Below are 14,581 nucleotides of genomic sequence, written 5' to 3'. Positions count from 1 at the left end.
GGTGACAACTTCGCGGGCCGCCGCCAAGCGGAAAACGTCACACCAATGCGTCAGCCGTCAGGATCGCCCCCGCCGCCGCCAGCCTGTCGCGCACCGCCGCCGCCGAAAACGCCCCGCGCGATGTCAGCGCCGCAGCAATGCCAGCCGCCTGCCCCGTCGCCATGGCCGTGCCCATCACCCGGATCGCCGCCCCTCCCTTGCGGTCGCCGTCCGCCAGTCGTCCCGCACAGAACAGGTTGTCCGTATCGACCGAGTGCAGGCAGGAGAGCGGGATCTCGTAGGCCCCCTTCTCAGGCGGATAGTCGAAGGAGGAGGTGTAGGACGCGCGGTCGTGCCATTCCGCCCCCCAGGCCCCGAGCGCGATGCAGTCGGGGAAGCTCGCCCGCGCCTCGATCTCCGCCCATGTCAGCTGGTGACGGCAGTTGAGGTGGCGCGATTCCCGCGTCCCGATTTCCGGCCCCGTGGAGACGAGGTAGGCACCGGAGCAGCCGTCAATCGTCCGGATCGCGTCCAGATAGGCCCAGGCCTGTCGCCGCGCGTCCATCTCGGCCCGCGACAGGGACGCCGCATCGCGCGGGTCGTAATCTGCGGACGCGAGATAGAGCACCATGTCCCCGGACCCCGGCAGCCGCACGATCACGCAACGGTCCTTGGTCACAGCGCCGGGTGCGAACCCCATGCCCGCCACCGCCTCAATCACCTGCGGCGCGGTCACCGTCACCTCCCGCGGGATGCCCCCGAACCGGGTGCCGAGCGTCCCGAGGTTCACCCCGTCCGCGTTGCCGTATCGGGTCGACGCCCCGGCGGCGTGGGCAAGGTCTCCGTCCCCGGTGCAGTCGACGAAGGCCCCGGCCTCGACCGTCACCGTGCCGCCGTGGTCGGCGTAGGTGACAGAGCGCATCCGGTCCGCGCCGCGCACCGCCCCGGTCACGAAACAGCCAAAGCGTACATCCACCCCCGCGCCCTGTGTCAGTTCGTCGAGCACCAGCTTCATCGCCTCCGGCTCGAAGGCCGAAAAGACGCCGCGAAACCGCATCGGCGGGGTCACCGCGCCGCGTTTTTGCAGGGCCGAGAGTACCTCCGCCCCGATGCCGCCGACAACCGTCCGCGTCCCCTCCCCCAGAGTGTAGAGTCCGCACAATGTCAGGACGTTGCGCACCGCCGCCGCCCCGCCGAGGCAGCCGTGACGTTCCAGCAGCAGCACCTTAGCGCCGTCCCGCGCCGCGCCAACCGCAGCGGCGACCCCGGCGGTGCCACCGCCCGCGACGACGACGTCGTAGCTCATGTCCGCCACCCCAGAACCCGCCGCTCGATCACGCCGATCACGGCCGAGACGAGCACGCCCAGAACCGACAGGATCACGACGCCCGCAAACAGCCGTTCAAGGTCGTAAAGCGATCCGGCCTGAAGGATATAGGCCCCGATCCCGTATTCCGCGCCCAGCATTTCGGCCGCGACCAGCAGGATGATGGCGATGGCGAGAGAGATGCGCAGCCCCGACAGGATCCCCGGCATGGCCCCCGGCAACACGATCTTGCGCACGATGGACCACCACGACAGGCCGAAGGACTGCCCCATGCGGATCAGCGTGCGATCCACGTTGTCCACCGCGCCGTAGGTCGCCACCACCGTCGGCGTGAAGGTCCCGAAAGCGATCAGCGCGTATTTCGACCCCTCCCCGATTCCGAACCAGATCACGAACAGCGGCAGCAGCGCGATCTTTGGGATGGGGAACAGCGCGGCGACCAGCGGCACTGCCCCGGCGCGCACGTAGGAGAAAAGACCGATCAGCACCCCGACCGCGATCCCGACCGATACGCCGAAGAACGAACCGACCGCGAAACGCGACAGCGACGGGCCGAGGTGCTTGAACAGCAGGCCGGACTGATAGAGTTCACCGAAGGTCGCCAGCACATCCGAGGGTTTCGGCAGCGTCAGGGCTGAGATCCAGCCGGCCCGCGTGCCCCACTCCGCGATCAGGATCAGGACCGCGAAGACCAGCGCGCCGACCCATCTGTGCGGGCGCGGGGCGAAGCCGCCGCCCCGGAAGGCCACCGTCTTCGGTTCGTCCCTGACCGGGAGGTCGCGCGGCGGGGTCGTATCGAGTGTCGCGTCAGACATTGAGAAGCTCCGCATCCGCCGCCCGCGCCTCGTCCCGCATGAGCTGCCAGAGGTATTTCTGTTTCGCATCCAGTTCCGGGTCGCCGAACTGCCGCTCTTCGAGCGGGGTGTCGAGCGTGACGACCTCCCGGATCTGCCCCGGTCGGCGCGAGAGCACGACGATCTGGTGACCCAGCCGGACAGCTTCGTTCAGGTTGTGCGTGACGTAGACGGCGGTAAACGGCTGACGCGACCAGAGGCTCACGAGATCGTCCATGAGAAGCTCCCGCGTCTGGCTGTCGAGCGCGGAGAGCGGTTCGTCCATCAGCATCACCGCCGGATTCACGGCCAGGGCGCGGGCGATGGCGACCCGCTGCTTCATGCCGCCGGACAGCTGTTTCGGCAGCGCCTTTGCAAAATCCGTCAGCTTGGTCCGGGCCAGCACGTCACCGATGATCTCCCTGGCCCGCTGGCCTCTTATGCCGTGGTCTTCGAGCACGAGGGAAATGTTCCCCTCCACCGTACGCCAGGGCAGCAGGGCGAAGTCCTGAAAGATGTAGGTCAGCGGGTTGAGGCAGCCGGCCGGGGGTTCCCCGACCTGAAGCACCCGGCCCGCGCGCGGCCGTTCCAGCCCGCCGATGAAGCGCAGCAGCGTGGACTTGCCGCAGCCCGAGGGGCCGACGATGCAGACGATCCGGCCCGCGGGGATGTCGAGCGTGATGTCCCGGAGGACCTCGAAATCGTCGTAGGAATGGCTGATCGCGTCGAGCCTGATATCCATTTGGCCTCCTGATACCCCCGGTGAACGTCACCCGCGCTCAGAAGTGCAGAGGGCAGCGCCCGACCCTGGGCGGGTGCGAAGTGCCCTCCCGTCAAACCGAAGGTTTGCCTCCGGCAAAACGGGGAGGGTCGGGCGCTGCCCGGTGTTTCACACCGGGCGGAACCCTGGTTGCGTGGCGCACCTTCCCGGACAACACCGGGAAGGCGCGGTTAAATTACCCGATCGTCTCCACATAGGAGGCGTCGACCAGATCCCCCATGGAGACGGAGGCATCGACCAGCCCCTCGGACTTGAACCATTCCAGCTGGTCCTCGACCGAGGCGACGTTGAGCGCCGCGCCCTCGTTGATCCGCATGGTGCCGTTGACGATCGACGGCGCGGCCTTCTCGCGCGGCTGATCGGCATAGACATACTTGTGGATCATGTCGATCATCGCGTCGACCGCCGCATCGCCGCCCTCCGCGTCGATCATCGCGGCGTTGTAGTCATGCGCCCCCTTCGAGAACGCATTGAGGAAGGCCTGGGTGGTCTCTTTCTCCTCGCTCGCGTTCTTCGTCGACGTGAACACCGTCGTCAGCTGGTATCCCGGCAGGTAGGTCTGGACCCGTCCGATGTCATGCACCGCTCCGGACGCGATCAGCGGCTTGGCGATGTGGGGCACGATGTTCCAGGCATCGATCTGCCCGGACTTGAGCGCGCCGATCACCGCCCCGACCTTCTGCAGCGGCTTGTAGGACAGGCTGATGCCCTCCTTCTCCGCGATCTTGGCGCCGACGTAGTGGAAGGACGACCCGGTCTGCGTCAGTCCCCAGCTTTTCCCGTCGAGCTTGGAGCAGTCCGTCACACCGGCCTGATAGGCGGCGTCGGAGGCGAGGATGATCTGCCCGTCGATGCCGTCCTCTTCCGAGGCCGCGCCGCCGATGACCTTGATCGCGCCCTTCTGAGCGAGCGATATCAGCCCGCCGGAAATCGCCGTCACAGCATAGTCGATGTCGCCCGAGGCGATTGCCACGGCCATCGGCTGCGCCGCTTCGAAGAACACGAGTTCGACGTCCAGCCCCGAGTCCGCGAAGTAACCCTTTTCGACCGCGACGAAGCTGCCGGAATGCGAGGTGAAACGCAGCGCGCCCACCTTGATGGTCTTGTTCTGCGCAATGGCCGGTGCGGCCAGCGCGGAGGCGGCGGCGGCGCCACCGAGGATAAGCGCCTTGCGGCGATTGAGTGCGATCATGGTCTCCTCCCTGATGATCGGTGGGTTCCGGGGCTATCCCCCTGTTCTCACTTGGTTTCCAGATGTGAATTCGGCTTCTATGTCGCGCATCAGGACGCTGAGCGCCCGTTCCGTGTCCCGTGCCAGGACGGACTGCACCAGCGCCGCCTGACGGTCGCGGCGTGCGTCGAAATCCAGCCGCCCCTCGCGCAGGAGCGCCAGCCGGTAGCGGCGGCTCTGATCGAAGAACTTGCGGTGAAGATCCATCAGCCGCGGACTGTCGCAGGCCGAGATCAGGGCAACCGAGAATGCGCGGCAGGCCTCGTCCCATTCCAGCGCGCTCAGGTCGTCGGGGCGCCGGGCAATCCGGTCTTCAGCCTTGCGCAGCGCGTGATGGGCGGCGATGACCCGGCCTTCCCAGGCGGTCTCCCCCTGCTCCATCGACAGGCGCAGCGCGATCCGTTCGACCTCTCCGCGCACGAGACAGATGTCGGCCAGGTCCTGCGCGGTGGCGGAGGTTACCCGGAACCCGCGCTGCGCCGTCGCCTCCACCAGCCCCTCGGCCGAGAGGATGCGGAGCGTTTCGCGCATGGAATGGTTCGATCCGCCATACCGCTGGCGCAGGGCGTCGATCTTGAGCTTCTGGTCCGGCAGCAATGTCCCGAAGGAAATGTCACGCCTGAGCGCGGAGGCCAGCATGGCCACAACCGTATCGTCCTCACCGCTGCCGCGTCCGAAAATCATCCGCCCCCTCCCGAAACGTTGGATATTCTTGGGATGGTTGGACGAAGTTGTCAAACGGGTTGGTGCATATCGTCGTCCCCGGATTTGATCCGGGGATCGCGTCGAGGTGTCGGCCCTGTGGGAAAGAGTTCCGCGGCTAAGGCCCGACGATGACGGGTCGCGGGCACCGGAAATCCTGCTGCCGATACAGGGGGATGCCGCGTGGCGGGACATTCGGATGCGCCTACCGTTCCCGCCGCCCGCCAACCCCGTGGCCAATCGCCGCGACCGCCGTCTGGATCGCCCTGAGCTGCGTCTCCAGCCCCGGCCCTGCGCCCTTGAAGGCCCCGTCCAATGCCGCGGTCCCGATGGTGAAGCCCGCCGCGCCCGCGCTGGCCGCCGCGACGATCCGATCCGCGCTTTCGATCGACCCGGCAACGATCACCGGCTTGCCCGCCGCCGCGCAGACCCGCGCGATCATCGGCGGCACCTCACCGGCAAAACGCCAGGCCAGAAGGTCGAGCCCGTGCACGCCCTCCAGCCCCGCCAGCCGGGCGGCGGAGGCGACGATCTCTTCCACCGGACCGTTCAGAACCGACGGATGCCCCGTCACCCGCCCCGGAAACGGCATGTACCGGATGCCGGAGCCCGCAAGCACCGGCAGCACCTCCTCCGCACGGGTCCCGCCGAGAAGGACATCCACACCGATCTCAACCGCCGCGCGGGCCGAGGCGACCTCGCTCTCCCGGTCCTCGGATACCACCTCGAGATAGGACACCGCCCCGCCGTCCCGGATCATCCGGTTCAGCGCATGCAGCCGGTCGAAGGGCAGCCCGATATCCTTGAAGCCGATGTGACCGACCCCGAGCGACTGCGCGACCGCAAGATGGTCCGCCGCATCCTGCACGGTGCGGTCGTTGCGGGTCAGCATGAAGATGAAATCCATCGCGCGCCTTTCCGGAGCCTTCCCCAAGCCTAGCGCCCCGCCCCGCCCCGCCAAGCCTTTTCTGCCGCTTCCCGCTTGCCGCCGGTCGGCCCGAGGCGATAGGGTCCCGCGGCACAAGACGGGACCCCCATGTTCGAGCAGCTGCGCGCCAAAGGCTTCGACGTCGCCATCCGCAACCACGCCGGAGCCATCCTGACGGTCGATTTCCCCGACGTCGCCGCCGAACTGGAGGCCGCGCTGTCGGACGTCGCCATCCCGGCGGAGGAGCTGATCGGCTCGGGCGGCGGCGAGGCGCCTTCGACGCAGCGCCTGCGCCACCGGCTCTATGCTGCGGGATGGCCCAAGCACAATTTCGATTTCCGCCTGATCGTCGATGGTCGCGAGACCGTGTCCAACAGTCACGAGATCGACCATGTCCGCCGCTCCGACGCCGGCACCGTCGCCTGCGAGATCGAGTGGAACAACAAGGATCCGTTCTTCGACCGCGACCTGGAGAATTTCCAGCGCCTGCACGCCCAGTCCGCGATATCGGTCGGCGTGCTCATCACCCGCGGCGCGAGCCTTCAGCGCGACATGCTGGGAATTATCCGCGCCTGCATCGAAAAGCACGGCTTCATCGACGAATCCGACATGGTCGAAACCTTCGGCATGAAGGACCGCACCCGCCGCCAGAAGGACTATGTGCAGCGCCATCTCGACGCGCAGGTTCCCTTTGCGGAGGCCTTCGCGCGCCAGTTCGTGTCGGACAAGTTCGGCGCGGCCACGACCCATTGGGCCAAGCTGGAGGACCGCATCAACCGCGGTGTCGGCAACCCCTGCCCGCTGCTGCTGATCGGATTGCCGGCCACTGTCGTGGTGGCCTGAGGCGGCCCCGTTACTCTGCCGCCGTCACGCCGGAGTTGTGCGCATAGGTCGCCCAGGTCGGCTTGTAGTCGTCGTCCGCCTGGTTGCCCCAGACGGTCCAGCCCTTCCGCCGGCCCCGCCCGAAAAGTTCGAGATAGGGCCCCCAGGAGCATTCCTCGATAATCCGGTACTGTTCGTCGGGCTTGCGGCTGTGTTCCCGCTTGCGGGTCTTGAGCACGTCGCCGTCCGGCTCCGCCGCCTCGATGTAGTTCACCTGACTGCGGCCGGGGCCGAGCGTGCGGACGTTCTTGCCACGCGTCCCGAACAGCAGGATTTCCGTCACGTTGCGGAAATAGAACCCCACCCCGCGCCCGTCCGGCCCGCCGTCCTTGCGCACCTTTTCCCAGATGATGTTGCTCTTGTAGTCGAACCCCCAGGCGTTCAGGACCCGGAGCCCTTCGGGCAGCAGCGCGTTCGGCACCCAGAGATAGCAATGCGCGCGGTCTTCCAGATGGTTCGCCACGGGCAGCGCGCAGATCTCGTCCAGCTCCATCGTGGGGTAACGGGCGAGCCGCTTGTGTTCGGGCGCGACCTTCCCCGTCCGGTTCTGGAATCGCCACGGCGGATCGGCCATGACCGTGGCAAAGCGGTCATTCCCCAAGAAATCGGTCAGATCCTGCGCTGCGCTCACGGCTCTCTCTCGCTAGTAGTATTAAAACTGTGTAGCGCAATATTTGGTATCCGGCAATGCTGCGTCGCCCCGTCTGGCCAAGTTCCCGGCACCACCCTGTCATACCATACCTAACCAATAATGAATCGCCGGGTGCCACTGCGCGAGACGCGCCGCCCCCCCGACCCCGCATCGTCCCCAGGGCCTACCGGGCAACCCGTCACCGCCCGGCCCCCGCCCCGACATTTCCTTCAAAATCGGTCTGGACAAGGCCACCGCCGACGCATAGAACGCCGCAACCCAGAGACGGCCCGTCCGTCCCTTCCCGTGCCCGGGTAGCTCAGGGGTAGAGCAGTGGATTGAAAATCCTCGTGTCGGTGGTTCGATTCCGCCCCCGGGCACCACTCCTATTTTTATCCTTTTCTTTTCAGTTGCTTAGGTGTCGATTTTGTCCCACCGGCTGCAACCGCCTCCGAAAGTGGGACACTTTTGTCCGGTGTTTGTTCACCCGTGAGCCGCCGCAGGGCGCTTTCCGCACGGGTCTTTTGACTCGCCGCGCGGGTGTAGCGGGTGACTTCCTTGCTGGTCGTGTGGCCGGTAATGGCCATGATCTCGAATTCGGTGCATCCCAACTCCGCCAGACGGGCAGCAGCGGCCTTCCTCAGACCATGCACCGCGCAGTTGGGCAGCTCCGCTTCATCGCACCATTTGCGGAAGCGATTGCCGAATCCATTCGAGGTGAACGGGCGATTGAACGCCGTGACCAGATAGGTCAGGTCGCCGGTCGGCGTGGCGTCGATGATCCGTTGCAGCTCCGGGATAATCGGAATTTCCATCCGCACCGGCTTCCGGTTTCGTCCTTTGTGCTGCGTGAAGATCAGCCAGCCGTCCCGGACATGCTGACGGCCTAGCTGCACCAGATCGGCGCGGCGCTGCCCGGTGTAGAGAGCGAGGGCGAGGGCCAGACGGGCCGTCGTGCCGATGGGGTGTTTCTCTTCAAACTTGGCGATCTCTTCCAACGTCCAGCTATGGAAGCCTTCGGCGTTGCCGGAGAGGTATTCCACTTTCTCCGCCGGATTGTCGTCGTGGTGGTCATAGCGGAGCGCGAAGCGGTAGAGCTGGCGCAGCGCCTTCACCATGCCGTTGGCGGCCTCCGGCCGGTCGGCCATTTCGTCCCGGCGGGTGCGGATATGCTTGGGCCCTAGCAGCGCATAAGGCTTGTCGCCGTCGTCCTTACGCTGGCAGAACCGTTCGAGGATGGATCGGCGGACCTTCTGCGTGCGCGGGTCCAGCTCTTTGAACATGGCCGACTTGTAGTATTCGACGCAGAGCCATTTGATACTGCGAGGCACCACGCGACCCACCGGCGGTTCATCCTTCGAGGTCGGGGCAGGGCCAGCGGAGGCGGCCTTATAGTCGGCAAGGAATTCGGGTGATCCGGCAGGGCCACGAAGCCGGACTTTGCGGCCGTGGCGGCGATAATAGAGCCGGATGTTGCCGTGGCGGTCGGTGTCCTCCACCACGTATTTCAAACGGAATTTCATGGAATCCTCGGGCATCTATTCATCCCAAGGATTGTGGTCGGAGTCGTCGCCACCGGGCAAGAGGTCAAAATGGTGGTCCAGAGCCCTCACGTCCCAGACGCGGCGGCCGTCAATTCGCTTGGCCTTCGGCATCCGGCCGTCTGCAACCATCGCGTCGAATTTCGTTCCTCCAACGCCAATGTAGGCCGCCGCCTCTTCGCGCTTGAGGCCCCGCCGCGTCGGAGGCGGCAGAGCTGCAACGTCGGAAGAGGCGGCAGGGCGCGGCATGGTCTTTCAGCCAGTCACGCCGCGTCGGGCAGGTAGGTCACGGCCGTCAGGCGGACGTTGACGGAGCTGGACGGGTTCCCGGCCGCGGTGACGGCGATGCCCACCTGCGGGTTCGCGGACGTGTCGTCGTCGGTCGTGACAACTCCCGCGGCTGCGTCGAAGTAGACGGGCGCACCCACGACGAACACGTCGGTGGAGACCTTGGGCAGCGTGAAGACTCCGGTGGTGGCGAGCACCAGCGTGTCGCCGATACCGGCATCCCCAAAGGCCACGCCGAAGAGGTGCGTGCCGATCAGCACGCCGTCCCCTGCGCTGGCGGCGGCCGCGGCCGTCACGTTGATCCGGTCGCCCGGCTGGACATAGGTTTTCATGGGTCAGACCCCCTTGGAAGTGGTGAAGTGGATGGTGGTAGGCCGGGCCGCGGACGCCCCGGCGATCTCGGAGTCGAGGGCTGCCAGCGCCCGGGCCATTTCGGCGTCGGAGCGGTATTCCACTTCCTCGCCGCTCTGGTCCCGGACGCGCCGCACGCCCGCCGCACGCGCCCGCAGGAGCGCGTCGCGGGCCGTGGTCAGCTCTGTCAGCGTGAGGGCCATCACTCGGCCCCGTCGTTGAAGAAGGCGGCCCGCCAATCGAGCCAGCCCGCGCCGAAGTCGAGCCACGCCCGGAACTTCAGCCCGAGGGTGGACCATGCTTCGGCCCGCTGGATTTGAACGCCCTGCGACGAGCTGAGGTAGCCGTATTGCAGGGCCGCCAGCCGGGCCGGATCGGCAAAGAGGAACCACGACTCGTCTTCGATCCGCGGTTCCACCATAAGCGTCAGCTTGCCCGCCATCGCGTTCACGTCGTCGGTCGTTGCGGCGTAGATGGACGCCAGCAGCTTCTCGGCCGCCGTCTCCGACTCCGGCCCGACCAGCAGGTATTTCGGCGTGACGTTGATGAGCGTGCGGCCGTCCAGACCCTTGAAGGTCCGCATGGCCTTCCGCGCCTCTTCCAGCCCCTGCATCCCGGTTCCACCCCCGAGCGAGATGCCCGAGCTTGCGACGTTGCCACGGCTAGCGTCGAAGACCGGATCGCCGTCGCTGAGATTCGGGTTGCCGGTGACCAGCGCCAGCAGCACGTCCGCTTCGGTCTGTGCCGCGGCCTCGCCGAAGGCGGCCGTCATGTCGCCCAGCAGGCCGAGGTCATCGTTGATGAGCAGCGTGCGGCTGACATTGATGCCGCGGGCGTAGGTTTTCAGGCTCATCGTCTCGCCGTTCTCGGCCCGGCTGGTGTGGGTGATCTCACCCGACTCCGGCAGCTCTTCCAGCCGCCCCAGCTCGCCCAGACGGATCGCGGATGCGGTCTTGAAGTTCGAGAGGCTGCGCTGGCGGCCGAGGGTCTTCAGCGGCGAGGCGGCGGCCTGATAGCTGGCGAGCGCGGTCTTGTTCATCGCGTTGGAGACCAGCAGCGGGAAGTCGGACGTGGTGTGCTCGCCCGCGCGGGTGAAGACTTCATCCGGGCTCATGCCGCGGGTGGAGACCCCCGCCGTGGCGAGGCTATCCCGGGCCATGTCGAGGAAGGACTCGCCCATGTGCTGGCGAACCTCGGGCTTGGGCTCGCCCCCCGCCATGCGGACGTGCAGCGCCTCTTCCCGGCGCTGGCGGACCAAGGCCGGGTCATCGTGCGAGCTGTGGACCCGGATTGCCGGGTGCGAGCGGCGGCGGGCGTCCATCGCGTCGAAGATTGCCGCCTTGGCGGCCGTCAGGTCGGCGTTCTGGTCCACGAGCTGGTCGGCCACGTCCGGGCCGAGCCCGGCCGCCCGGACCAGTCCGCGGATGTCGCTCCGCCGCTGCGCCTCGGCCGCTTCGGGCGTCGGGGTTTCGATCACTTCTTCGGGCATGATGTTTTCCTTCTGCCTGAGACGGGCCGAGGGATCGGCCGGGTTGGAAGTCAGCGTGACTTCGGTGATGCGCCAACCGGTCGGGGTCTTGGCCCGGCCGTTCGGCGTGGATTTTTCGGTCCACCCGGTCACGCGGTATCCGATGGACACCCCGCTTACGGTGCCGTCCGCGATCCGCTGCACGACGGGCGCAGCATCTTCGGCGGCCGTCAGCTCCAAGACGGCGACGATGGTGTCGCCTTCCCGAGCGATGGACCGGACCCGTCCGAGCTGGTCACGCACTGAGGCCGTTCGGTGACTATCAAGGACGGGGAGGCTTTCAGCGGCGGACAGGTCGCAGGTTTCCGCCGTCAGGATTTCGAGGAACGGGCCGCGGGCGTCGCGCCGCTGGACCGGGTGCGCCGTCGCAATGACGGCCGAGACCGTGCGCGTCGCGGGGTCGAAGCTGTTGGGGCGGGTGCGGGCGTCCCGCAAGATCAGGTCATCCAACGGCATCGTCGCCCCCTTGTCCGGTGAAGTTGAGCCCCAGAGCGGCTTCGCGGGCGCGGTCGGTCGCGATCTCGGAATCGAGGTCGTCGGGGTTCCAACCCATTTCGTGGATCGCCTGCGTCCGGGACATGAGGCCGAGCGCGAGGGCTTCCTTGACCGCAGCCATCTCCTTCTGTGCGTCCACCTGCGCGTGCCGGGGCATGATCCATTCGGCCCGCAGCTCGGGCGACACGTCCAGACGCCCGGCGATCACTTCGGTTGCGATCCAGCGCCGCCAGACCGGCCGCAGGAGCTGCGGCGCGAGGGTGCCATATTGCACCTGTTCCACCCGCGCCCGGAACGGCAGCAGCCCGGCCCGCAGGCTCGAATAATTGGCGTTGGTCAGGTCGCCCGACAGCATGTGCTCGGGCAGGCCCAGAGCGGCGGCGTAGGCCAACAGGTTGGTCCGCACCACGATTGCCGCTTCCTTGGCGGCGTCGGGCGCGGCGAATTTGACGTCCATCCCGGCGGGCAGCACCTTCAGCGTGCCGGGCTCCAAGCCGGAGTCCATGATGCTGCCGGTCTGATCGCCGTCGAAGGGGAAGCCGCCCGTCTGGTTCAGATCGGTAAGGAACCCGGCGAACATGGCCGAGACCTTGGTGCCCACCAGCAGCGCAGTCATGAGCTGGCCCAACTCGCTCGCGGTCAGCACGGCCGGGGCGAGCCACGGCACCCCGCGCACCTGACCGGCGGCGAGGGGCTGGAAGACGTGGAGCACGTCGGCAGCGTCCACCCGGACGGCCGGGGCATATTCGGCATAGATCGAAGCGGGCTTCTGCGGCAGCACCCAATAGGCAACGCGCCGCCCCTCGGAATCGAACTCCACGCCCTGCACGATCTCGCGGCCGTCGCTGAGCGTGGCGCTCTTGGACTCGTCCAGCAGCTCGGGCGGCAGAACTTGGAGCCGGAGCCCGTTAGGACCGTCCCGCAGCAGCACCAGCGCCTCGCCGTCCACGACGATGTGTCGGGCAATGTCGCGTTGCAGGCCCCACCAGTCGGTGCGTCCCGCGTGGTCCGCGTCATCCGCCCAAGCCTCAAACGCGCCACCCGCCAGAGCCCGGGCGTCCTGCGTCTCTGCCTTCGGGGCGGGTCGGATGCCCGGGCCGATCAGAGCGCCGCACCAGTTGGCAACGCCGTTGGACGCGAAGGGGTCGTTGGCGGCGAGGTAGCGGCTACGGGCGCGGACCAAATGGAGCGCCGCCCCCACTTCCGGGTTGATCGGGCCGAAGGTCTGCATGGCCCGGCCCTGACGCCCACCCCCGGCCGCATCGAAGCTCCGCCGCCCCGTGGGCTGCGGGGCGTCGCGGCGGAACGCGGAACGGAGAGCTGCGGCGAAGGGAAAGGCCATATCAGTGGATCGCCTTTTCCCGCGACAGATGGTCGAAGATGGAATCGAGGTCGGTCAGCCACGTGCTGCGTTCGACCACGGTCGGCGAGAAGTGCCAGTTGGTGCCCGTGTCCGAGGCGACGTGACGGATGCGGGCCGAGTGCTCCACCCTGCCACTCTTCATGCACCGGCCGATCCGCAGCTCGAAACCGAAGCCCCGGTGACCTTCCATCAGGCAGCGGAAGGCCCACGCGACGGGGCGCGGTGCCGGAGCTTGAGCGCCAGCGAGGTCGCGCACGTTCCAATCGTTCAGGGCCGATTCGGCTGCGTTGAACGGCCCGTCGCCACGGAACCCGGCTTCGTTCATGCGGATCATCACGGCCGCGGCCATCACCTGATCCGCCCGGAAGAGGTAGGGTTTGCGGGCGTCGGAAACCTGCCGGTGGTAGGGGTGCACCCGCCCGGCCGCCACGAGATTGCGGAACGCGATGGTGGCTTTCGAGGCCGGAAAACCGGCATCAGCGAGGGCGCGGGCGGCGGCCGAAGTGGTGATGCCCAGCGGGTCGGAGGTGCCTTCGGGGATGAAGAACGGCCCCCCATATGTCTCTTCGGTCATTGCTGTGTCCTGCATTTCTATCTCCCATGCGATAGGTCAAATTTATCCCGACATGACTTAGGAGTCGAGTCCATGAATTGACTCAAGTCATTGATTTTCAACTGTCTACTTCAGGTAGACAGTCAACTTTGTGACTTGATTGAATAAGTGGAATCGGTTTAAGCCGGAGGTGTCGAGAGCCAATGCGGGGGGCGGGCCAAGGTTCGCCCCTCGCACCAGCGGCCCGGGGTGGTCTCCTACCCGCTCCGGGCCGCACCATTTTCAAGAGGATCAGAGATGAAACACGACCTTGAACTCGTGAACGCGGTGCGCGAGATGGCGCGAACGGTCATGATCGCGGACTCGGCGAGCGGCGTTTCCATCGGTGCGTGGCGGGCGGCGGTCGTGCTGATGTGTCGGCACTACCGTGTGCCGGAGCCGGACGACGTTATCGCATGGGTATCCGACGGGAAGTCGAGCGATGCCGACGTGACCGACTGGTCGCAGTCTTTCGGGATGAGCTGACTCAGCCCCCAAAATCGGACTTTATCGTCCTAGCATTCGTAATTCGCCCATCGGCAATCTTTTCCGCCAATACATCTTGATCGCGAACCAAAAGCGGTATCAATGCTTCTCTTGCTTCTTCGGGAAAGTCCCGTTCGAGTTCAAGCATGTCTCTCGCGTTCTTGATCTTCAAAGAGCGCAGGGTTTCACGGTCGCGCTCAATTTCAAGCCCTCTACGTTCAGTTTCCAGCTGCTCCTGCGCGTCTCGTTCTCGCCGAACTTTGCGTTCATCGTAATACCGGACCATGCGGCCAATACCGTTTGCGATGGACTCGCACGCTTTTCCTATGCCCAGAAGGTCTATACCGCCCGGTGAGTTGTATTGAATCCGCTCAACATACAGCCTGTGGGCACCATACGCTTTAAGCCTTGCCTCTTCGACAATCCGTAGATTCAATCTGTCGAGGGCTTCTGCATAGTGTTCCCCCTCTGAGATAAGCCCACGAGTTATGAAGTAGGGGTCAAGGTAATACAAAGATCGTCGCGAGCCGCGCCGCCCCGAACCATACCAATCAAGCTTATAATACATGCTTTCTGTGGCGTTTAGAACTTGGGAAAAGTCGCTCGGCTCCCAAATGCCATCAATGTCAATTGAGAGCATGGT

Annotated in this window: 16 protein-coding genes and 1 tRNA gene; 3 read left to right on the top strand and 14 right to left on the bottom strand. The window is 66.2% G+C overall.

The features are described 5' to 3' along the window. Nucleotides 1-37: 37 nt before the first annotated feature. The 6 genes from IEV87_RS02250 to IEV87_RS02225 form a co-directional block, all read right to left on the bottom strand. On the bottom strand, nucleotides 38-1,285 hold the full coding sequence (locus tag IEV87_RS02250) for an FAD-dependent oxidoreductase (RefSeq protein ID WP_188476005.1): 1,248 nt from the start codon (nucleotides 1,283-1,285) through the stop codon (nucleotides 38-40). Then, nucleotides 1,282-2,121 (bottom strand): ABC transporter permease, encoded by an 840-nt coding sequence (locus tag IEV87_RS02245; protein WP_188476004.1) that lies wholly within the window; start codon nucleotides 2,119-2,121, stop codon nucleotides 1,282-1,284. The genes IEV87_RS02250 and IEV87_RS02245 overlap by 4 nt, the downstream gene beginning before the upstream one ends. After that, complete coding sequence (locus tag IEV87_RS02240) at nucleotides 2,114-2,881, bottom strand: ABC transporter ATP-binding protein (protein WP_188476003.1); 768 nt, start codon at nucleotides 2,879-2,881, stop codon at nucleotides 2,114-2,116. The genes IEV87_RS02245 and IEV87_RS02240 overlap by 8 nt, the downstream gene beginning before the upstream one ends. 214 nt (nucleotides 2,882-3,095) lie before the next feature. Beyond that, nucleotides 3,096-4,112, bottom strand: a complete 1,017-nt coding sequence (locus tag IEV87_RS02235) for an ABC transporter substrate-binding protein (protein WP_188476002.1) — start codon at nucleotides 4,110-4,112, stop codon at nucleotides 3,096-3,098. A 33-nt stretch (nucleotides 4,113-4,145) separates the two neighbouring features. Further along, nucleotides 4,146-4,835, bottom strand: a complete 690-nt coding sequence (locus IEV87_RS02230) for a GntR family transcriptional regulator (RefSeq protein ID WP_188476001.1) — start codon at nucleotides 4,833-4,835, stop codon at nucleotides 4,146-4,148. 223 nt (nucleotides 4,836-5,058) lie between these two features. After that, nucleotides 5,059-5,760, bottom strand: a complete 702-nt coding sequence (locus IEV87_RS02225) for a 4-hydroxythreonine-4-phosphate dehydrogenase (protein WP_188476000.1) — start codon at nucleotides 5,758-5,760, stop codon at nucleotides 5,059-5,061. A 129-nt stretch (nucleotides 5,761-5,889) separates the two neighbouring features. Here IEV87_RS02225 and IEV87_RS02220 point away from each other — a divergent pair, with 129 nt between their 5' ends. Next, complete coding sequence (locus IEV87_RS02220; protein ID WP_188475999.1) at nucleotides 5,890-6,624, top strand: BglII/BstYI family type II restriction endonuclease; 735 nt, start codon at nucleotides 5,890-5,892, stop codon at nucleotides 6,622-6,624. 10 nt (nucleotides 6,625-6,634) lie between these two features. On the opposite strand, the gene IEV87_RS02215 is transcribed toward IEV87_RS02220, so the two are convergent. After that, nucleotides 6,635-7,237, bottom strand: coding sequence for an MT-A70 family methyltransferase (locus IEV87_RS02215; RefSeq protein WP_188478322.1), 603 nt, complete (start codon nucleotides 7,235-7,237; stop codon nucleotides 6,635-6,637). Between the two features lie 365 nt (nucleotides 7,238-7,602). Here IEV87_RS02215 and IEV87_RS02210 point away from each other — a divergent pair. Beyond that, nucleotides 7,603-7,677: transfer RNA gene (locus IEV87_RS02210), tRNA-Phe, on the top strand. A 9-nt stretch (nucleotides 7,678-7,686) separates the two neighbouring features. Here IEV87_RS02210 and IEV87_RS02205 read toward each other — a convergent pair. The 6 genes from IEV87_RS02205 to IEV87_RS02180 all read right to left on the bottom strand — a co-directional run bounded on the left by IEV87_RS02205 (nucleotide 7,687) and on the right by IEV87_RS02180 (nucleotide 13,434). Continuing rightward, nucleotides 7,687-8,832 carry a tyrosine-type recombinase/integrase gene (locus tag IEV87_RS02205; RefSeq protein ID WP_188475998.1) on the bottom strand — a complete coding sequence of 382 codons (1,146 nt, stop codon included), beginning with the start codon at nucleotides 8,830-8,832 and terminating at the stop codon, nucleotides 7,687-7,689. Between the two features lie 266 nt (nucleotides 8,833-9,098). Further along, on the bottom strand, nucleotides 9,099-9,455 hold the full coding sequence (locus tag IEV87_RS02200; RefSeq protein WP_188475997.1) for a DUF2190 family protein: 357 nt from the start codon (nucleotides 9,453-9,455) through the stop codon (nucleotides 9,099-9,101). A 3-nt stretch (nucleotides 9,456-9,458) separates the two neighbouring features. After that, on the bottom strand, nucleotides 9,459-9,677 hold the full coding sequence (locus IEV87_RS02195) for a phage head-tail joining protein (RefSeq protein WP_188475996.1): 219 nt from the start codon (nucleotides 9,675-9,677) through the stop codon (nucleotides 9,459-9,461). Next, a complete protein-coding gene (locus tag IEV87_RS02190; RefSeq protein WP_188475995.1) occupies nucleotides 9,677-11,458 on the bottom strand; it encodes a prohead protease/major capsid protein fusion protein in 1,782 nt (593 codons plus the stop codon). Before IEV87_RS02190 ends, IEV87_RS02195 begins: the two co-directional genes overlap by 1 nt. After that, complete coding sequence (locus IEV87_RS02185) at nucleotides 11,445-12,728, bottom strand: phage portal protein (protein WP_229737409.1); 1,284 nt, start codon at nucleotides 12,726-12,728, stop codon at nucleotides 11,445-11,447. Before IEV87_RS02185 ends, IEV87_RS02190 begins: the two co-directional genes overlap by 14 nt. Before the next feature lie 112 nt (nucleotides 12,729-12,840). Beyond that, nucleotides 12,841-13,434, bottom strand: a complete 594-nt coding sequence (locus tag IEV87_RS02180) for a hypothetical protein (RefSeq protein ID WP_188475993.1) — start codon at nucleotides 13,432-13,434, stop codon at nucleotides 12,841-12,843. 276 nt (nucleotides 13,435-13,710) lie between these two features. On the opposite strand from IEV87_RS02180, the gene IEV87_RS02175 reads away from it, so the two are divergent. Continuing rightward, nucleotides 13,711-13,938 carry a hypothetical protein gene (locus IEV87_RS02175; protein WP_188475992.1) on the top strand — a complete coding sequence of 76 codons (228 nt, stop codon included), beginning with the start codon at nucleotides 13,711-13,713 and terminating at the stop codon, nucleotides 13,936-13,938. A gap of 1 nt (nucleotide 13,939) precedes the next feature. On the opposite strand, the gene IEV87_RS02170 is transcribed toward IEV87_RS02175, so the two are convergent. Then, complete coding sequence (locus IEV87_RS02170) at nucleotides 13,940-14,578, bottom strand: hypothetical protein (RefSeq protein ID WP_188475991.1); 639 nt, start codon at nucleotides 14,576-14,578, stop codon at nucleotides 13,940-13,942. Nucleotides 14,579-14,581 lie beyond the last annotated feature (3 nt).

It is taken from the genome of Primorskyibacter flagellatus (assembly GCF_014638275.1).
Classification (GTDB): domain Bacteria; phylum Pseudomonadota; class Alphaproteobacteria; order Rhodobacterales; family Rhodobacteraceae; genus Pseudooceanicola; species Pseudooceanicola flagellatus_A.
Note: the sequence above shows the minus strand (reverse complement) of the source record. Positions and strands in the feature narration are given on the sequence as shown.